The 17884-nt window shown below is 55.0% G+C and carries 19 protein-coding genes and 3 pseudogenes; 11 read left to right on the top strand and 11 right to left on the bottom strand.

Features of this window, described 5'->3' with window-relative positions:
• Positions 1-228: hypothetical protein (locus tag RX972_RS20895; RefSeq protein WP_316878067.1), on the top strand; the 228-nt coding region annotated here is incomplete at its 5' end.
• Positions 229-521: 293 nt separating this feature from the next.
• Positions 522-1331 carry an isocitrate lyase/phosphoenolpyruvate mutase family protein gene (locus tag RX972_RS20890; protein WP_122807720.1) on the top strand — a complete coding sequence of 270 codons (810 nt, stop codon included), beginning with the start codon at positions 522-524 and terminating at the stop codon, positions 1329-1331.
• Between the two features lie 68 nt (positions 1332-1399).
• Here the strand turns inward: RX972_RS20890 and RX972_RS20885 are convergent, their stop codons facing one another.
• From RX972_RS20885 to RX972_RS20875, 3 genes are all read right to left on the bottom strand, one after another.
• A complete protein-coding gene (locus tag RX972_RS20885; protein WP_316878064.1) occupies positions 1400-1879 on the bottom strand; it encodes a GNAT family N-acetyltransferase in 480 nt (159 codons plus the stop codon).
• Positions 1880-2539: 660 nt separating this feature from the next.
• Positions 2540-3340 carry an enhanced serine sensitivity protein SseB gene (sseB, locus tag RX972_RS20880; protein WP_176560651.1) on the bottom strand — a complete coding sequence of 267 codons (801 nt, stop codon included), beginning with the start codon at positions 3338-3340 and terminating at the stop codon, positions 2540-2542.
• Between the two features lie 330 nt (positions 3341-3670).
• A complete protein-coding gene (locus RX972_RS20875; protein ID WP_316878060.1) occupies positions 3671-4861 on the bottom strand; it encodes a TDT family transporter in 1191 nt (396 codons plus the stop codon).
• Between the two features lie 104 nt (positions 4862-4965).
• On the opposite strand from RX972_RS20875, the gene RX972_RS20870 reads away from it, so the two are divergent.
• The 4 genes and pseudogenes from RX972_RS20870 to RX972_RS20855 all read left to right on the top strand — a co-directional run bounded on the left by RX972_RS20870 (position 4966) and on the right by RX972_RS20855 (position 7527).
• Positions 4966-5886 carry a LysR family transcriptional regulator gene (locus RX972_RS20870; protein WP_316878059.1) on the top strand — a complete coding sequence of 307 codons (921 nt, stop codon included), beginning with the start codon at positions 4966-4968 and terminating at the stop codon, positions 5884-5886.
• Between the two features lie 252 nt (positions 5887-6138).
• Positions 6139-6609: a hypothetical protein gene (locus RX972_RS20865; protein ID WP_316878057.1), complete on the top strand. Its 471-nt coding sequence runs from the start codon at positions 6139-6141 to the stop codon at positions 6607-6609.
• A 35-nt stretch (positions 6610-6644) separates the two neighbouring features.
• A pseudogene (locus tag RX972_RS20860) lies at positions 6645-7030 on the top strand (IS66 family transposase); the annotation flags it as partial.
• 101 nt (positions 7031-7131) lie between these two features.
• Complete coding sequence (locus tag RX972_RS20855) at positions 7132-7527, top strand: GFA family protein (protein ID WP_099269751.1); 396 nt, start codon at positions 7132-7134, stop codon at positions 7525-7527.
• A 221-nt stretch (positions 7528-7748) separates the two neighbouring features.
• Here RX972_RS20855 and RX972_RS20850 read toward each other — a convergent pair whose 3' ends face one another.
• From RX972_RS20850 to RX972_RS20835, 4 genes and pseudogenes are all read right to left on the bottom strand, one after another.
• Positions 7749-8393 (bottom strand): DUF2268 domain-containing putative Zn-dependent protease, encoded by a 645-nt coding sequence (locus tag RX972_RS20850; protein WP_316878054.1) that lies wholly within the window; start codon positions 8391-8393, stop codon positions 7749-7751.
• 44 nt (positions 8394-8437) lie between these two features.
• Positions 8438-8821 (bottom strand): annotated as a pseudogene (locus RX972_RS20845) (IS66 family transposase); the annotation flags it as partial.
• 98 nt (positions 8822-8919) lie between these two features.
• Positions 8920-9609, bottom strand: coding sequence for a carboxymuconolactone decarboxylase family protein (locus RX972_RS20840; protein WP_316878052.1), 690 nt, complete (start codon positions 9607-9609; stop codon positions 8920-8922).
• 87 nt (positions 9610-9696) lie between these two features.
• Positions 9697-10677 carry an aldo/keto reductase gene (locus RX972_RS20835; protein ID WP_316878050.1) on the bottom strand — a complete coding sequence of 327 codons (981 nt, stop codon included), beginning with the start codon at positions 10675-10677 and terminating at the stop codon, positions 9697-9699.
• A gap of 132 nt (positions 10678-10809) precedes the next feature.
• Here RX972_RS20835 and RX972_RS20830 point away from each other — a divergent pair, with 132 nt between their 5' ends.
• Entirely contained in the window at positions 10810-11703 is an 894-nt protein-coding gene (locus RX972_RS20830) for a LysR family transcriptional regulator (RefSeq protein WP_316878048.1), read from the top strand.
• A 139-nt stretch (positions 11704-11842) separates the two neighbouring features.
• On the opposite strand, the gene RX972_RS20825 is transcribed toward RX972_RS20830, so the two are convergent.
• Positions 11843-12304, bottom strand: a complete 462-nt coding sequence (locus RX972_RS20825; RefSeq protein WP_316878046.1) for an NUDIX hydrolase — start codon at positions 12302-12304, stop codon at positions 11843-11845.
• Between the two features lie 113 nt (positions 12305-12417).
• Between RX972_RS20825 and RX972_RS20820 the strand changes: the two are divergent.
• From RX972_RS20820 to RX972_RS20810, 3 genes and pseudogenes are all read left to right on the top strand, one after another.
• Positions 12418-12600, top strand: a pseudogene (locus RX972_RS20820) (IS5/IS1182 family transposase); the annotation flags it as partial.
• 82 nt (positions 12601-12682) lie between these two features.
• Positions 12683-13183, top strand: a complete 501-nt coding sequence (locus tag RX972_RS20815; protein WP_316878044.1) for a GNAT family N-acetyltransferase — start codon at positions 12683-12685, stop codon at positions 13181-13183.
• 42 nt (positions 13184-13225) lie between these two features.
• A complete protein-coding gene (locus tag RX972_RS20810; protein ID WP_316878042.1) occupies positions 13226-13726 on the top strand; it encodes a DUF3916 domain-containing protein in 501 nt (166 codons plus the stop codon).
• A gap of 16 nt (positions 13727-13742) precedes the next feature.
• On the opposite strand, the gene RX972_RS20805 is transcribed toward RX972_RS20810, so the two are convergent.
• From RX972_RS20805 to RX972_RS20795, 3 genes are all read right to left on the bottom strand, one after another.
• On the bottom strand, positions 13743-14219 hold the full coding sequence (locus tag RX972_RS20805; RefSeq protein ID WP_255881287.1) for a cyclophilin-like fold protein: 477 nt from the start codon (positions 14217-14219) through the stop codon (positions 13743-13745).
• Positions 14220-14266: 47 nt separating this feature from the next.
• The gene (locus RX972_RS20800; protein ID WP_316878038.1) at positions 14267-15478 is read right to left on the bottom strand and encodes an MFS transporter; all 1212 of its coding nucleotides are present in this window, start codon (positions 15476-15478) and stop codon (positions 14267-14269) included.
• 91 nt (positions 15479-15569) lie between these two features.
• Positions 15570-16592, bottom strand: a complete 1023-nt coding sequence (locus RX972_RS20795) for an alpha/beta hydrolase (RefSeq protein WP_316878036.1) — start codon at positions 16590-16592, stop codon at positions 15570-15572.
• Between the two features lie 231 nt (positions 16593-16823).
• On the opposite strand from RX972_RS20795, the gene RX972_RS20790 reads away from it, so the two are divergent.
• Positions 16824-17771 (top strand): AraC family transcriptional regulator, encoded by a 948-nt coding sequence (locus tag RX972_RS20790; RefSeq protein WP_099269754.1) that lies wholly within the window; start codon positions 16824-16826, stop codon positions 17769-17771.
• Positions 17772-17884: the final 113 nt, after the last annotated feature.

The following is a 17884-nucleotide window of genomic DNA, read 5'->3' as shown; positions in this document are numbered from 1 at the left end:
TGGCTCCTGAGGGAATCGGGAGCACAGCATCCGGGATCAGTTATGCGCTTTGAATGTGGGGTTTATGGAGCGCTTACTTTCAATCATCAAAACGTGCTCGAATCAATTGATCTGAAGCGATTGCAAGACTTATCGATTCTCGTGGATATTGTCTCGATCTGGGGAATTGGCGGAACCATTCGTTGCAACCATGTAGCCGTTGGAGCGGTAACGAATCTGCTGTCCTGATACTGATCTGCTCTAGATTGTACTCAGCTTTACATTGTATGGGGGCGACATGGACCGGGGCGGCTTGAGGTCGAGCATGCCGCAGCCATTTTCCCCTTATGCTAATTGTCTACATTGATTCAGCGTCTCAGTGTTAGCAAGCTGGGCGAAGGTCAACTTTGGGTCGGTTGCAACCTGATGGGAAGGGGCGCTCTCGGCCTTCCCGCCTGATATTGTTGAAGCTCCCTATCGCTTTAACTGGGCTACCCTGCGTAACCACCCCTTCAAGATGATCGACAAGGAACCGGATACTCATGGCATCACTGGATGACACTTTTCACAGTCTTCACCAGCAGGGTTTGCTGATACTTGCCAACGTGGCGGACGCGGGTGGCGCTCGCCAGGTCGAGCGGCTGGGAAGCAAGGCCGTAGCCACCAGCAGCGCGGCGGTGGCCTGGGCTCACGGCTATCAAGATGGCGACAAGCTGCCTATTGGACTGTTGAGCAGTACCGTCGCCTCAATGTCCCGGGTGCTCAGCATCCCGCTGACTGTAGATATCGAAGGGGGTTATTCAGACGACCTTGATCATGTCGCCAAAGTCATCGCCACTGTCATTGACGCCGGTGCGGTAGGTATCAATATCGAGGATGGAGTCGCTCCGCCAGAGCTGCTCATCCAGAAAATTGACACAGCCCGAAGAGTCGCCGGCGAGCGGGGGATAAACCTGTTCGTCAACGTGCGCTGCGACGTTTACCTGAAGAACTTGTTCCCCGTTGAGCAGCGATTGGAAGAGCTATTAAGGCGCGCTGCGCTGTACGCCAGTGCAGGCGCGGATGGGCTATTCGCTGCAGGCGTAGTGGAGCCTCGGGAAATTGCCACGGTGTGTCGGGAATCGACATTGCCGGTGAATCTGCTCTGGCGGCCGGGTCTTGCCACTCCGGAAGCCTTGGCGCTGATGGGAGTCCGGCGCTTGAGCGCGGGCTCGGCCATCGCGGAGTTCTTGTACGGAGCCATGGAGGGAGTGGCCCGCGGTTTCCTGGAAAACGGTCAACTCAACACCCACGACCTGAAGGCTAAAACCTACGGAGAACTCAACGCGCTAATGGCCTGTCGATCCCAGTGATACTGCTACTCGGCGGAAGACGACTACCGATCCATTGCGGACGTCCTGCATGCAGGAAAGCCAGTGAATCAGTTCCCAGACCAATGCATTGTCTGCACTGAAATATGCGGATGACTTTCTAACGGCTCCCATTCATCCAGGAAAGCAAAACCCTGCTTTAGATAGAAGTTCGAGGCTCTCGCATTGTCTGGAGAGACGTCGAGAAAAACGCCATCAAAGCCTTGGGCTATCGCGCGAGCTTTCACGGCCTCAACCAACTGAGTTGCTACGCCAGAGCCTCGTGCAGAGGGCGCAATCCACATTCCGATCAAGTTATAGCGATTCGCACTGCTCACTGCGGCACCGACCATTCCAACAGGTTTGTCACTGTCGAAAGCCAGCCAGAATGCCGTTCCGGCTGATGATGCGCGGTCTTTCCACTGTTCGTCAGTGTATTTGGCGGCGGTTTGGTAAGTCACTCCAAATGCGGTTGGCGTTTCCAGAAGTGCTGCGAGTCGGACTTGCTTCAAAAGCATCCAGTCTTTTGTTTCCGTCAGTCTAATGTCCATAATCTTCCTGGGAGCTCAGCAGGGTAAACATCCTACTCTATCAGTCGACCAACAGTTTCTGGCCAACTCCCGTCCATCGTGACCGACAGCGGTCGTCCAGAAGCAGCCACAATTACAATAATAACCAATCCGATTGGCTCCGAGGTCTGGGAATTGTTCATGGCATTCATTGTTACCTGCGTTGTGTCCCTGGTGTTTTGGACTTCTGTATCAGCAATCACAGGGGCTGCAGAGCCTTGGGACCTGCCGAGCTACTGGACAGTCATCTATCCCGCCGCGCTAGCTTTGTCAGTGATTCTTGGAACCGTTCTAAGAAGCTCACAGTGGTCCGCAGGCGCGGTCGTAATGCTCTCTCAGATCCCAGTGGTTTTGGCGACTTCTGGTCCATCCCCGTTGATAGGTGTCGGTATCATCTACGCGGCCTTACTCTCAATTCCGGCAATAACGCTGTCATGGCTCGCTGGCAAATCGCGTTCAGGTAAGAAGGCGCGATGATCAAATGCGCGTTAACACCGACTTAACAGAACTTCGTCATGCCGTGGACGACGTAATCATTCACTGAATGACAAAACCTCTGGTTTGCCATCTCTCATCACGCCGTCAAACAGCCAAGCACAATTTCGCAGTCCTGCCTTGCGGTTAGCACTGAGTTGATCTCTGTCACGCTTTTCCAAAGCCAAGAAATGAACGCAGCCAGCCCGCCGACTTCCGTTCATAGAAAGGTGCGGTTTGCTTGAGGAAGTAATCGCTAAGGCCTGATTCCCCTTCGTGAACTCGACAGAGGTCAACGGGGTCGCCATCCGGAGCGCTATCCGCGGCAACGTTACCAGCTTCGCGCATGACCAGTTCAATATCTCCGTCCGCTTCAATACCAATGATCAGATGAGGCTTTTGATCAGACGATGCATCATGCATCAAAGCCAGAAACGCACGCTTTACGTTGCGATGTTTGGCGAGCAATTGTGTGAGAGAGTTGACCATCTTCGACGGATATTGCGACGGCTGTCCGAGCAACACTTTGGTGTCTTGTTCGACTGTGCGCTGCACTGGTTTTTGGCCGACGCCTTCGGAGAGCAGATGGCGCACTTCCTCCGGTAAAAACTCTTTCCCGTAGGGAGACTTTGGATTAAGGAAAAGAGGGCTGCCTAGTGTGATTTCAAACAGCGATCTGGCCGGAATCTCTATGTAGGACTCTTCGGTAGCTATAGATCTTTGTAGTGTTTGCAACGAAGAAAAAAACGGGATGACAGGGGAGCCGTCAGGCTTTTGCCAATGCGCAATGCTGATGTTGCTACCAGATTCGATGTTGATTCGACCTTCGCCAATGCCGGCAGTGCCAAGGACGTAGACAGTAGAATTTAACAGAGTCTTGAAAAAATCAGGTCGATGGGCAGGTTCATCCGCCGCCAGCCTGAGTGATTTTTCGAGGGTGTTTTCTTGCTTGGTATCCATGATGTCCATCGGCGGTTCCATCAAAACAGACAAAAAATTGATCGAGAATAGCGCGTGGTTTTTTACGCGACTGTGAATACAGGAAAAACAGCGGGCTAATCAAATTGAAGCATACGGAGAGTCACCTGGAACGGTTTTCAAGGGAGACTGCCTGCATATCCATGATGGACGAAGAGCCAAAAGCAGCTTGCCTCAATGGACAGTTTCCGGCCTAAAACTGCCCTTGAGGAAAAAGCTACCGGCGAAATCTCCTATTCGCCAGCTAACAATCTCTTACCCACAACAGCCTTGTTGACGAGATAAGCGCCTGCTCTCTCCATAGCAATCATCTCCACGCTTTCATTTTGAACAGCCTGGTGTTGAGAGCGCCAAAGCGCAGGTTTTGCCCGCAATACAAGGCGACACGAACAAATTACCTCGATAAGCCCCTTGGGCCGTTTTGCTGGCCACCACTAGCCACATGGCCGACAGCACCACCACGAAGAACACACCCAGTACATCGAAGAAAGCCATGTCCAGCATCGCACCCAGCTTCAGTGTGGTTACGGCGTAGACGCCTAATGGAAAGATAAAACCCCACCAGCCAAGGTTGAACGGGATGCCTTCCCTGGCGTAGCGGACGGTGACAAGCACGGCCAGCAACATCCACCACAAGCCAAACCCCCAGAGCAGGGTGCCGACAATCAAACCCATGCCAGCAGCTACCTGACCAACGCCGGGCAGGCCATGCAAGGCAAAAATCTCAGGCGCGTCGTTGCCGATCAGCAGCATCCCCAGCGCCCCGGTACCGATGGGGCCTAGCGATAACCAGATCGACGCGGCCATATTTTCGTGAGGCAGTTTATGTAATGCCAGGCGCAGCACCAAAATCACCAGAATGCTGAGTGCCACAGGCACCGAATACGCCCACAGCACATAGCTTGTGATCAGCATGTTGAACTGCGCGCTGGCGTGCGTCAGATGCTGGGCAATGAGACCACCGCTTGCCGCGGCAACTTCCGCGGCCACCACCGGCAGTAACCACACGGCGGTCATCTGGTCTATGGAGTGCTCCTGGCGGGTAAACATCATGAACGGAATAAGCACCCCGCAAGCCATCGCCATGACCACATCCAGCCACCAAAGAGCGTGAGCCCAAGGGATTACCGCATCACCCCAGCTTGGCAGACCGTACTGCACCAATCCATTGATGACGGTAGCGAGGCTCATCGGGATGGCGCCGAAAAACATGGAAACGGTCGGGTGTCCGAAAACCTGTCTGGCTTCATGGAAAAACATCAGCCATCGCGCGGTGTACATGGCAATGAAAACCACGAACAGCAAGATGTTCAATAACCAGATGATTTTGCCAAGCTGCCACAGAACCGGAATGTTTCCGGGCAGTTGGCCCAGCGCCAAAGCGAGGATGCCGGTGCCCATCGTGGTGGCGAACCAGTTGGGCGTGAACTGGCGGATAGCCTCTTTCGGCGTCGAGAGCGCCGCTAAAGGCTGCAGCCCCTGTAATACTTTTCCAAAGCTCAGGCTGTCCATCCCGCCACCCTCTGTGCAATTGATGAGACGACAAAGTAACGGGATGCATCTATCGAACAAAACGGGTAATTTCGCTATCTCTTACCCATCTGATAGGTAATCCGGTGAGACTGACCCTTCGCCAGCTCGATATTTTTCGGGCCATTGCTCAACAAGGCTCGACCACGAGCGCGAGCCTCGCTCTAGCCTTGTCCCAATCAGCCACCAGCGCTGCACTGCACGAGCTGGAAAACTCTTTGCAAGTCCGACTGTTCGACCGCGTTGGCAAGCGCCTGGTGCTCAACGATAACGGCCAACGGCTGCTCCCTCAGGCTATTCGCTTGCTAGAGGCGGCGGTCGAAATAGAAGATGGATTTCAGCACAGCGATCCCGTCGCACGATTGAAAGTGGGCTGTAGCACCACTATTGGCAACTACATCATGCCGCTCCTGATCCCTCTGCTGAGCAAGCGAGCGCCCGGGGTGCGGGTCGATGTGGTGATGGGCAACAGCGCCGATATCGCCAGTCAAGCAGCACAGCTTTCCATCGATATAGGCCTGATTGAGGGGCCTAGTCAGTTGCCCGAATTGAGCGTCCAGCGCTGGTTCGAAGATGAACTGGTGATCATAGCTGCAAGCAATCACCCGCTGGCGCGCAAAACACAGGTTTCCCTCGACGATCTTCGCGATGCGCCCTGGCTTATTCGCGAAGATGGTTCGGGTACGGCCGAAGAGGTTTTACAACTGCTCGTGCCCCGGCTTGGCCCTTGGAAAAACGCCCAGCAGATCGGTAGTTCCGAAGCGATCAAGCGGCTGGTAGCAGCCGGGGTCGGCATCAGTTGTTTGTCGTATTGGGTGGTTAGCGATCTGATTTCCGAGGGCAAGCTGGCCGTGCTTAACCATCCAGTGCCATCGCAGAAACGGCAGTTGTACACAGTTCACCATCGCGGCAAATTTATTTCACGAGCAATGGCCGAGCTTCAGCGAACGCTTGCTGATTTCACCTCGGTTGTGAGCGTGAGCGGTGCCATTGGAGGTAGTCGCTGATAGGAGGCTTGACGCAGCTTGGACATCCCCGCGCATGACCAAGAGTCATTTGCTGGCGCTGTAGGTTGCTTGGTTGCTGACGACGGAGAGATACGTGATCTCTCAGGTCCGATGTTCATGGACATGCTTCACATGCTGTCATAGCTCGCGGGACCAATTTCGGCCACAGGCGGTCTCTGGGAACGACGCTTGAACATGTGGAAATCGCGCCCGGTTAATGATTAGTTTGTTCATTTTCAGGAAATATTGTGAATGCCCGTTTTTGAAATTTTGCCGCTGGAAGCAATCGGGCCCGCACGACTTGGCGCTTCACGCGCAGCAGCAAGGGAAGCAATGTCTGTGAATGGATTCCCGCTTGAACGAGCCTATGGCCGCGTCGATTATTTCTGCGAAGCTTCCATCCAGCTTGAGTACGGCCCTGGCGATGAAGTCCAATTCATAGGCGTCTCCGGAAACTCTCAGCTCAACTTCACGTTTAGAGGAGTTGATGTTTTTTCTATACCTGCGACCGAATTGTTTTCACTAATGGCTGCCTCGGACAATTCCGGCCCCCATGAATTCGACCGTTATGAGTACTGCTTTCCGAACCAGATACTCACGCTTTGGGATGCTGATGAACAGTATGACCGTCAACGCGGAGAAGAACGTGAGGTGTGGGGCCAAGTCGGGATCGGCAATGATGCGTATGTGGCAGCCATCGAAGCTATTGAGAAAAAGCTATAACTGGCTGGGCGGTACTCGCGCAGGAGTGGGGTATTGAAAGGCTGCATGCTTGGATGATCGCCCAGCGTGATCTTGTGCCCGAAGGTTCGGCTATCAGCAGAGCACTCGATACAGCCTTAAACGCTGGGCAGCGCTGTCGGGCTACCTCGATGACGGTGCCGTGCCCATTGATAATAATTGGGCAGAAAACCAGATCCGACCATGGGCTCTTGGGCGCAAGAACTGGCTATTCGCCGGGTCACTATGCAGCGGGAAACGGGCTGCGGCGATCATGAGCTTGATCCAGTCTGCGCGGCTGAATGGCCATGATCCGTATGCCTATCTGAAGGACGTTCTCACGCGCCTGCCGACGCAGCGGGCTAGTGAAATCGATCAATTGCTGCCACACAACTGGCAACCGGTTTGGTTGCGCGGGGCCTGATACCGGAGGCATGCGTTACGCGTAGCATTCTAGTCACTGCTTGTTGTTCGATTTACGATGGTGACCATAATCTTCGCACTGTGTCGAAATCGGAGGATGAAATGAAAGGAAGCTGCGCTTGTGGGGCTGTAGGTTATGAGATCGATAGCATTGATACGCCGATTAGCCATTGTCATTGTCGTACCTGTCGGAAGACCCATGCTGCTGCTTATGTCTCCACAGCTGGGGTGCTGAGAGAGCATTTTAAATGGACTCAAGGCTTGGACGCATTGAGGGCTTTCGAGTCATCTCCCGGAAAGATCCGGCACTTCTGCTCCCACTGTGGATCGCACCTTGCAGCTGAGCGTAACGGCTCAAATGCAATGATCGTGCGCGTTGCGACGTTAGACGAGGAGCCTGGATCCAGGCCCAAGTATCACATCTGGACGGAGCAGGACGTAGCGTGGCTGGATGGGGAAGATCTCCCAAGGTACTCACAATGGCAGCCTGATCGATAACAGAAACGTTGCTTGGTCATATCGCCCGTTAGGTGCGTACCCGTTATGAAGCAGCGACATTGTCACTGCACCAGGGGAGCTTCAGCCATTCGTAAAACCGTTCGACATTAGGGAGGCTTTCTCCAAAAAATGTACGCGCCCGGCAATCCCGTCTTGCGTAATGTCATTGCCTGGCAAGCAATGACTGGCGGGGCCATCTTGATGACCTTAGCCCGAACGCCTTAGATAACTGCGAGCATGCCACGAAACGCTTGTGCCTCCATCTCCACGAGACTAGAAGAGGTACTGCCCTCATGCTCCAGGAGGAATCGTTTTACGAGCTGAAATCCAAGGGAGTAGCCCAACCATCTCGGGAGGTCGGATGCACCAAAGAACCACGCGTCGTGGCCATAATCCTTGCGACTCCAGTAGCTCGCCGCCATTCCGACATGGCGTCGAATCTCAGACACATCAAGGCGCTCCCATGGTTCAGGTAAACCACCACAGATTTCCTGTGCAAAAGCGCCCGCCAGCCCCTCCGAAACAAGCGCTTCACCCAATGATGATCCATAACCTGGCCCATCCCATCGGGCAGCATGGTGAAGCTCATGTGCGAACAATCGTTCGAGCGACGCTTCTTGGTTTGCTCTGAAAATGTCACTCGCAGGATCTACGGTCAAAAAAATAAGGCCTGGTTCGGGCGCATATCCTAGATGCCCCTTTTCTGGAATGACATGAGTGCCAGCTTTCACGATCACATCAAGTGGGCGCAACGGCATCAACACAATTGCTTTTTCGTAGGTTTCTAACAGGCGGGTGTGAAGCCAATTACGGTGATCGATAAGCGCGCCACGCGCGTCGATGAAATGGAAATTTATGGATGTCATTGGTATGCCTCCTTGCGTAAAGCCTTACGTAACGAGATAGGTTGTCACCTATGCGGCAACAGCTGATCGATTTTACTCGATCGCTGCGTCGGCAGGCGCGTGAGCACGTCCTTCAAATAAGTATACGGATCATGCCCACTGATCCGCGCAGATTGGATCAAACGCATGATCGCCGCCGCCCGTTTGCCGCTACGCAACGACCCTGCGAAGAGCCAGTTCTTGCGTCCAGGAGCCCATGGTCGGATCTGGTTCTCGCACCAGTTATTATCAATGGGTACAGCCCCGTCATCGAGGTAGCGCGACAGCGCTGCCTAGCGTTTCAGGCTGTAATCCCGCGCTCTGCTGATAGCCGAACCTTCAGGCACAAGGTCGCGCTGGGCGAACATCCAGGCATGCAGCGTCTCCACCACCGGTACGGCTTTTTTTTGGATGTTTTTACCCTGGATTTAGACGAACCCCTAGCTGGCGTGAAATGACCGACTCACGTCCGGCCATTCGACGTACAGCGCCAGATTTGCCAAGTGATTTACTCGGAGCGCTTTTCGAATATTTCTTTGGCGATGTCTGCCGCCGACATTGCGTTCGGCCAACCGGCGTAGAAGGCCAGATGAGTAATGATTTCGGCAGCCTGAATTTGGGTCAGACCGTTATCCATGGCTTTGTTCACATGAAAAGGCATTTGAGCGGCTTGCCCCACTGCAACCAGAGCCGCGACCGTGACCAGGCTGCGGTCACGAGGAGTCAGTGCCGGACGCAGCCACAGGTCATGGAACAGTACCGAAGTTGTATAGCCTGCGAGCGCGTCGAATGCAGGGCCGATCATCTGTTCTACCGCCGCCACGCGCATCTCCTCAAAGGCTTCATCGACTGGGAGCAGGTTGTCCTTTACATCCGCCAACGCGGTTGGTGGGATACCGCGAGTCTCAAAAACGTCTTTGGCGATGGATGCCGCCAATGTCGCATTGCCCCAGCCTGAATAGAAAGCCAAATGAGTGATGACTTCGGCCAGTTCGGTGGGCGTAACGCCATTTTCCAACGCCAAGTTGAATTGGCGAGCCATTTCGGCTGGCTGATGTCGCGCAATCAAGGCGGCAACAGTCACGATGCTGCGATCCCGGGGCAGCAGTTGCGGGCGCTGCCATATCTCTTCCAGAAGCACGTCCTGGGTGTAGCGCGCAAATGCCGGTACGGCGAAGTTAGCTTCGTCTGACTTCAAAGTGATCGCTCGCTCGTGCAGGTGAATAGTGGGAAACGAGTGCCTGACGGTGCCCCTGAAGAAACACCGTCAGGCGCTGAAGAACGCTTAACGGTTGATGGTTTTCATCATCTGCGCGGTGTAACGCTCACCTTGTACAGGCACCTTGGCCAGAACCTCACCGAGTTCACGAAGGTCTTCTACGGTCAATTCCACGGTTGCTCCGCCTACGTTCTCTTCAAGGCGATGCAGCTTGGTTGTACCTGGGATAGGCGCAATCCACGGCTTTTGTGCCAGCAGCCAGGCCAGTGCAATCTGGGCGGGGGTGGCTTGCTTGCGTTGGGCGATTTCACCGATCAGGGTGACGAGATGGTGGTTGGCCGCGCGGGCACCGTCAGCAAAACGAGGCAGATTGTTCCGGACATCACCGTTGGAGAAGGTCGTGCCAGCATCAATTTTCCCGGTCAAAAAACCTTTGCCCAATGGACTGAAGGGAATGAATCCAATCCCGAGCGCTTCGAGGGTTGGAATAATTTCCTGTTCAGGCTCACGGGTGAACATCGAATACTCACTTTGAAGTGCCGACAGCGGCTGCACCGCATGGGCGCGACGGATAGCGTCTACGCCGGCTTCACACATGCCAAAGTATTTCACCTTGCCTTCGGTGATGAGGTCGCGCACGGCCCCGGCAACATCTTCCATAGGAACATTGGGATCGACGCGATGTTGGTAAAACAGATCAATGCAGTCGGTCTTCAGGCGCTTGAGTGATGCTTCCGCCACCTGGCGGATGCGCTCAGGTCGACTGTCCAGCCCAGCGGCGGGAGTGCCGTCCTTAAAACCGAATTTTGTCGCAATGACAATCTGCTCGCGGAACGGTTGAACGGCTTCGCCAACCATTTCTTCGTTGACATGCCCATAGGCTTCTGCCGAATCGAAGTGGGTGACGCCACGCTCAAAGGCCGCCCGGATGAGTTTGATTGCGTCCGCTTTGTCAGTGGCGGTGCCATAGCCAAATGTCAGGCCCATGCAGCCCAGGCCAATGGCTGAAACTTCGAGGCCGTTGCTACCGATTTTGCGCTTATGCATCATCCATCTCCTTTGTGGGTATTGGAAACCAACCCACAAACTGTTTGGTTATTGGGGATGCAGTTACTTTATAAACATCTGACTCATTCAAGAACTGGCATACTGCGATAACCGGTATGAGGTTAATTCATAATGGCACAAAGCGATTTCAACAGCCTTGCGGTGTTCATCACCGTTGCGCGCGAGCGCAGCTTCACCAGAGCCGCGGCCCATTTGGGTGTGTCCCAATCCGCTATTAGCCATAGCATCCGCAGCCTTGAAGAACGTCTTGGTATCCGCTTGCTGACCCGCACCACACGCGGCGCGTCGCCGACCGAAGCCGGCGAGCGATTGCTTGTGAGCCTTGTGCCTTACTACGAGGGGATAGAAGCCGAAATTGCCGCGTTAGGAGAGCTGCGTGACAAGCCGGCCGGAACTATCCGGATCACCTCGCCCGACCATGCGGCATCTACCATTCTCTGGCCGAAACTCTCTAGGTTGCTGCCGGAATATCCCGATCTGACTATAGAGATCAACATCGGCTACAGGTTAATTGATATCGTCGCTGAACGCTTCGACGCCGGAGTGCGTATAGGCGATCAAGTGGCAAAGGACATGATCGCAGTCAGGATTTCCCCTGACTTTCGAATGGCTGTGGTGGGAGCGCCGAGTTACTTTGCTCATCGTGCAAAACCAAAGATTCCCCAAGATCTTACAACTCATAACTGCGCGAATCTGCGTTTACCGACTCATGGTGGTTTGTATGCCTGGGAGTTTTCCAAGGCCGGCAAGGCGCTACAGGTTCAGGTGTCTGGCCAGATGATATTTAGCAACTCACCCCAAATAATGGCCGCCGCTCTGCAAGGATGCGGGCTGGCATATGCACCGGAGGATCTTGTGCAGGCACATGTCGAGGATGGTCGGTTAATCCGTGTTCTAGAAGACTGGTCGCCAACTTTTCCCGGATATCACCTTTACTACCCGAGCAGGAGGCAGTCCTTGCCAGCCTTTTCACTGATCGTCAATGCTCTGCGCTACAAGAGTTAGGGGACTCTGCGGTCAAATCCAGTATGGTTGCGATTTTCTCCCTGGTGACCGACAACCTCCAGCAGTTGACCCACACCCATTATCAATGTCTGCTCTTGGCCCAGAGTGTGTAAAAACGCATATGGACTCGCGGTGACGGTTACGCATCCGGTTCGAAGACACCTACATCCACGAGCATCTCAACTAATGCCTCTGGCCATACCGTTTCTTCAGTAGATCTCAGTTCGGGAGCGGACCACCAGTGATGATCTGCCATGACCTGAGTCTCGTGTAGGGTCCATTCGGAGCTGGAAAGGACAAGGTTTTCTGCGTGCACAACGAAATACTGCTCAACTGCCAATACCGTCTCGCCGCTGGGCAGGAGCATTGAAAACCTGCGAGCTGCCACAGGTCCTATAACTTTGTTGACCTGAATACCGGTCTCCTCACGCAGTTCACGTATTGCCGCGCCGTGAAATGTTTCTCCATCCTCAAGGCCACCGCCAGGGGTGGCCCAGTAATTTCTCCCGGCTAAGGCACCGTCTTTGTGAAGAAATTTGAAAAGCAGGACATCTCGAGCGGGGCTTATAACTAGTAATCGTGCTGCCTTTCGCTCACGCATTTAACGTATATCTTCCCTAAAGTTTGAGATGTGGAGTGCAGTCCTGATTGGCGGGGGCGCCCACCTAGCTCGTAGCATTATGATGGGGTAATGATACTTCAGCAGGGCTGCCCATGAAGCGCTTCATCCAAGGTGAACATCGCGGCCAAAGCACATTGCTTCCCGAGAGCCTCGAAGACTACGTCAGCGATACCAAGCCCGTGCGCATAGTCGACGTCTTCGTCGACTAACTGGACTTGGTCAGTTTGGGTTTTGAAGGTGCTGTTCCTGCTGATACTGGCCGGCCTGCTTACCATCTTGACCAATGACCGACACCCTTGTGCATTACCCCACGCCGGTTAGTATCGGCGCATGGACGCTAATAGTGGAAAAGCCCAAATGACCCAGCATCAAACCCATATAGGCAGAGCTGACGAAGCTGACCTGGAAGGGATTCTAGAGCTCCAGGCTGCCAATCAAATCGCCCAGGGCGGTTCCCTTTCTGCAAGCCTGCCTCGCTCGCGAGTGGAGGCGATGATGAGCGAGATGCCGCTGATCGTCTCGCGGCGCGATGGACGCATCACTGGTTTCCTGATGACCACCACTCGAGCGATGAACGCGGATCTGCCTATCGTGCAAGCCATGTTTGCCGCTTATCACGGCGCGCCCGACGCCTATGTCTATGGCCCGATCTGTGTCGGAGAGCAAGAGCGCGTCAGAGGCCTGGCGCAGAAGATGTTTGCTGATCTGCGAAGCCTTGAGCCGGGGCGTGAGGGCGTTCTTTTCATACGCCAAGACAACGAACCCTCTCTGCGTGCCCATCTGAAAATGGGCATGAAAGAAGTCGCGCTTTTTTCATTCAACGGGTTTGAGTACGTTGTTTTTTCTTATGTCGGATAGTCCGGGCGACTACGTGGCGAATTGATTTTGGCAGGTCTGTGCATGAGAAAAATAAGTACCAGCGGCAAGCGAGTCAGGGGCGTTGCTCGCCGCCTTCGTGCATTGGAACGTTGGGCCTCAAGCTTCAGTGATATTTATTACCCTCGCTCTGAGAAAGGGGAAAAATATAACAACTTTAAAATCCCGGTCGATATGTCGTTAGTCCAAGGCTCTCGGGCCAGAATCGAAGTTCAGGCGTTCTGTATTCAACAGTTGCTCGAAGCCGCTGCCCATCTGTCCAGAGCCGCCGACCGTTCGCAGGATTACTATCGGGTCGCATGCATTTTTGTGTGGCCTTGGGTCCACCAGAGTGAGGTCACGGTTTTTTATGATCGAGATTATTACCTGAGCTTTTTAGGGCAAACCAATGCCCTTAAGCCTGATTTGTTAAGCCAGACGCTTGCATTGCATCTGCCCGAGCATTTTGTGGAGCACGGGCATGACGTGACCCAGCCGGACGACGAAGTCAAGGTTCGGTGGTGGTGTATCGGGGAGCCAGCGTGATCGTATCGTCAGTCGCCTATTGCGCAGCAAACACCACCCGAGCGCTGTTTCTTCCGAGCACCTGAGCCAGATCGTCTGCATCCTCGACCCGGCCAATCCGGGTGTATGAATAGGGCGAATCAAACGTCAGGTAAAAAAGCACCAACGTGTTCGAACCGTACAGCATGAGATCACCGTTACGGATCACGCCCGGACGGAAGGGTGCGGTAGGCAACTGCTGCGAGAGGGTGACGTGTTTCTCGTTGTCGTTAAGGTCAGGCATGTCCAGGGTGAGCGGCAACCTCGCAGCAAACGCCCGGCCGGTCTCGTTGTCAGCGAGAGTGACAGTGAAACGGCGTTCGCCAACCGTCATCGATATGCGTTGCTCATTTGTTCGTGTGGACGTCGCGGTTGTTTCTGCGACGGCCGATATCGATATGACCTGAGTGCCGAGAGCCATCAGGCCAACCATTACGCGCAGAGCACTTTGACGTAAGCGATGTAATCGGGTCATGAATATCTCCTTGTCGAGAGAAGCGCAGGATATCCGGCGCGTATGAGTCAACTCACCGTGTCAGCGGATGTTCGCGATACACCGGATGCGGCCCGCGCCGCCAACAGCGCTAGCACAGCGGCGACCACCAGCAACGCAGCGCTCAATTCGAAGGTGGCCTGGTAGCCGCTCAGGTCGAACACAAAACCGCCAACCGTCGCGCCCAGTGCGATTGCCAACTGAACAATCGCGACCATCAGCCCGCCGCCTGCTTCTGCATCGTCAGGCAGGGTTTTCGCCAGCCATGTCCACCATCCCACCGGCGCGGCAGTGGCAACCAGTCCCCAGAAGCCCAGCAGTACCGCTGTGGCAATCGATGAGCTGCCAAATGAAACCAATGCCAGTGCGATTACAGCCATCAGCATAGGGATAACAACCAGTGTTCGATGCAGACCGTTTTTGAGAAAGATCTCGATCAGGAATGTGCCCGCCAGACCGGACAGGCCCAGGATCAGCAGCATCAGTGAAAGCATCGAAACGCTGACATGCGTGACGGTCTCAAGGAACGGGCGCAGGTAAGTGAACAGCATGAACTGCCCCATGAAAAACACGCTGACCGCCACCATGCCCAATGCCACCGGCATCTTCTTCATCAACTGGAATACGTTGGTGCTGCCTTTACTGCCGACTGCTTTCATCGCAGGCAGGCTGAACAGCAGCCAGGCAGAGGCGAGCAGGGCGACCGGCACGACGCAGAAAAACGCTCCGCGCCAACCGATCAAGGCGCCAAGGAAACTTCCCAAAGGTGCCGCAACAACGGTCGCCAGCGCGTTGCCGCCATTGACGATAGCCATGGCCCGTGTCACCTGATCTTCCGGTACCAGCCGCATCGCCGTTGCTGCAGACAGTGACCAGAAACCTCCAATGGCAACGCCGATCAGTGCGCGTCCGGCCATGAATATTGAGTAGTTGGGGGCGAACGCTACCACGGTGCCGGAGATGATCATCAGCAGCGTGAGCGATAGCAGCAGCAACTTGCGGTCAACCCGCGCTGCTACTGCCGGGATCAGCAGGCTGGTGAACAGGGCGAACAGCCCCGACACGGAAATCCCTTGCCCGGCTTGCCCCTCGGTAACGTTCAGGTCGGCAGCAATGGGCGTCAGCAGGCTGACAGGCATGAACTCCGAAGCGACCAGTGCAAAAGCTGCGAGGGACATGGCGAGCACTGCGCCCCATGAATGCTGATTGTTCTGTCGGGAGGCGTGATAGGTGTTGGTCATTGAATGATGTGTCCTGTGGTGCTTGAAGCGTCGCGGCATCTGAGTCGATGCCGCGAAAAGATGTGGGTGCCCAGTCTCGGCACCCACCGGGTTACTTCAGGTTGCTTTGGAAGAACGTGGTCAGCTTGGCGAACGGTATGAGGTTGACCCGGTCATAGAGGTCAACGTGCCCTGCACCCGGGATAATGACCAGTTCTTTGGGCTCACCGGCACGCTTGAATGCATCCTCGCTGAACTCACGGGAGTGTGCCTCGGAGCCTGTGATGAACAGCATTGGGCGTGGCGAGATGGTCTCGATGTCGTTGAACGGGTAGAAGTTCATGAACTTCACGTTGCTGGCCAGCGTTGGCATTGTGGTGGTTTTTGGTGACGCGCCGGCTGGCGTGACCTCGCCGCGCGGTGTTCGGTAGAAGTCGTAAAACTCGTCGCCGATGGCATTGCCGGTCAGCGTGAGCGGGGTGCCGCCGGTGTAGCGAACGGGACCGCCCTGAAACTCTGCAAGGCGTTGATTAGCGGCTTCGCGAATGATCTGTTGGCGTTGTTCCGGTGTCACGGCGTGCTTGAGGCCGTTACGATTGGCGGCGCCCATGTCGTACATGCTGACGGTCGCGATGGCCTTCATTCGCGGGTCGATCTTGGCCGCACTGATAACAAAGCTGCCACTGCCGCAGATACCTATAACGCCGATTCGCTCACGATCAACAATCGGCTGAGTGGACAGGAAGTCCACCGCGGCGCTGAAGTCTTCCGCGTAGATCTCAGGTGCAACGGCGTTGCGCGGCATGCCTTCACTCTCGCCCCAGAACGACAGGTCCAGCGACAACGTGACGAAGCCTTGTTCCGCCATCTTGGTGGCATACAGGTTTGCACTCTGTTCTTTCACTGCGCCCATGGGATGGCCAACGATGATTGCGGCGTGTTTGGCTTTAGCATTCAGGCCTTTGGGCATGAATAGATTACCTGCCACTTTCATGCCGTACTGATTCTTGAACGTGACCTTTTCGGTGGTCACTTTCTCACTTTTGTAGAAGTTGTCCGCGCCGTTAGTCATATTGGCTCCTATTGAGGAAAACGAGGCAACAAGCAGCCCGAACGCAAGCAAGATACGTTTCACTTGGTATTCCTTTTAATGAGTGGTTGATTGCAGGCGTTATCAATCTGGATACCGGAGCAATCAGGAGGGTTGTTCAGTGCTGCAGGTCATTGATGATCATTTTCCCGGTATGGCGGCAGGCTCTGTAGTGCATTCCACTGACTTACTTGCCTGATCCTCTGAGTCTCTGTTTTTTTGCAGGACGCCTGAATGCCGCCGGGTTAGAGTTCAGTGAAGAGACGCGAGACGAATATGGCGATCAATAAAAACACTGCTGCTCAACACTCGTCGGCACAGGAAAAGCTGGCGCGGATCATTGGCGACCGGATCGACCGTCCGGGTGATTTCGGTACGCCCATCGAAGGGCTTGGCTTCTTCCGTCGTGAGCACCCGTCGCCACCTGTGGTGTGCATGGTCGAGCCGAGCATCATTCTTGTCGCCCGGGGCGAGAAGCAGCTGTGGGTCGGTGGCGAGGGATATCCGTACGACCCGTCGCGTTTCCTGATCACCTCGCTGAATTTGCCCGCCAATTCCGAAGTGCTGGCCGCTAGCCCGGAGCAACCCTGCCTTGGGCTGACACTGAAGCTGGATGTGCGCATGCTGGCTGAACTGGCAGCGCAGGGCGGTCTGTCGCCGGTCCGCGATAAATCCGTGGTGGGGGGCGTCGGCATCGGCACAGTGACCGATGCCTTGCTGGCCTCCTTCGAGCGCTTGCTGGCGCTGCTTGAGGAGCCCGACGCCATTGCGATTCTCGCCCCGCTGATCAAGCGCGAAATTCACTACCGGCTATTGATGAGCGACCAGGCGAACAGGCTGCGACAGATCACAGCCGTTGATGGCCAGGGCTATCGCATAGCCAAAGCCATCGACTGGCTGAAACTGAATTACACCTCCGCGCTCCGCGTCGACGAACTGGCGGCCCAGGTGCAAATGAGCGCTGCAACCTTTCACCATCACTTCCGCCAGCTCACCGCAATGAGCCCTTTGCAGTACCAGAAATGGCTACGGTTGAACGAGGCAAGGCGTCTGATGCTTAACGAACACAAGGATGTATCTACAGCGGCATTCAAAGTCGGCTACGAAAGCCCGTCTCAGTTCAGCCGTGAATACAGCCGCTTGTTCGGCGTACCGCCCAAGCGGGATATCACGGTGTTGAGGGGGCAGGGTGAGGTGGTTGAGGGGCGCCAGAGCGGTACTTGAAGTGGCTGCTTTTGGCAGATAACTGCCTCAAAGCCTCGGAAGACGCCATGAGCCGTATCGCCATTGCCGAGCTGCTGGAAGGCCAGGTGGGCGACTGAATGGAGCAGGAATCG

Origin of the sequence: Pseudomonas syringae group sp. J309-1, from assembly GCF_032582135.1 — a bacterium.
Classification (GTDB): domain Bacteria; phylum Pseudomonadota; class Gammaproteobacteria; order Pseudomonadales; family Pseudomonadaceae; genus Aquipseudomonas; species Aquipseudomonas quasicaspiana.
Note: the sequence above shows the minus strand (reverse complement) of the source record. Positions and strands in the feature narration are given on the sequence as shown.

Bases quoted from the DNA above. Each gene is read 5' to 3' on its own strand.
- RX972_RS20815 (WP_316878044.1), top strand. From the start codon at position 12,683: ATGACCCAGCATCAAACCCATATAGGCAGAGCTGACGAAGCTGACCTG.
- RX972_RS20825 (WP_316878046.1), bottom strand. From the start codon at position 12,304: ATGCGTGAGCGAAAGGCAGCACGATTACTAGTTATAAGCCCCGCTCGA.
- RX972_RS20885 (WP_316878064.1), bottom strand. From the start codon at position 1,879: ATGGACATTAGACTGACGGAAACAAAAGACTGGATGCTTTTGAAGCAA.
- RX972_RS20805 (WP_255881287.1), bottom strand. From the start codon at position 14,219: ATGACCCGATTACATCGCTTACGTCAAAGTGCTCTGCGCGTAATGGTT.
- RX972_RS20810 (WP_316878042.1), top strand. From the start codon at position 13,226: ATGAGAAAAATAAGTACCAGCGGCAAGCGAGTCAGGGGCGTTGCTCGC.
- RX972_RS20835 (WP_316878050.1), bottom strand. From the start codon at position 10,677: ATGCATAAGCGCAAAATCGGTAGCAACGGCCTCGAAGTTTCAGCCATT.
- RX972_RS20850 (WP_316878054.1), bottom strand. From the start codon at position 8,393: ATGACATCCATAAATTTCCATTTCATCGACGCGCGTGGCGCGCTTATC.
- RX972_RS20800 (WP_316878038.1), bottom strand. From the start codon at position 15,478: ATGACCAACACCTATCACGCCTCCCGACAGAACAATCAGCATTCATGG.
- RX972_RS20855 (WP_099269751.1), top strand. From the start codon at position 7,132: ATGAAAGGAAGCTGCGCTTGTGGGGCTGTAGGTTATGAGATCGATAGC.
- sseB (WP_176560651.1), bottom strand. From the start codon at position 3,340: ATGGACATCATGGATACCAAGCAAGAAAACACCCTCGAAAAATCACTC.
- RX972_RS20790 (WP_099269754.1), top strand. From the start codon at position 16,824: ATGGCGATCAATAAAAACACTGCTGCTCAACACTCGTCGGCACAGGAA.
- RX972_RS20890 (WP_122807720.1), top strand. From the start codon at position 522: ATGGCATCACTGGATGACACTTTTCACAGTCTTCACCAGCAGGGTTTG.
- RX972_RS20865 (WP_316878057.1), top strand. From the start codon at position 6,139: ATGCCCGTTTTTGAAATTTTGCCGCTGGAAGCAATCGGGCCCGCACGA.
- RX972_RS20875 (WP_316878060.1), bottom strand. From the start codon at position 4,861: ATGGACAGCCTGAGCTTTGGAAAAGTATTACAGGGGCTGCAGCCTTTA.
- RX972_RS20830 (WP_316878048.1), top strand. From the start codon at position 10,810: ATGGCACAAAGCGATTTCAACAGCCTTGCGGTGTTCATCACCGTTGCG.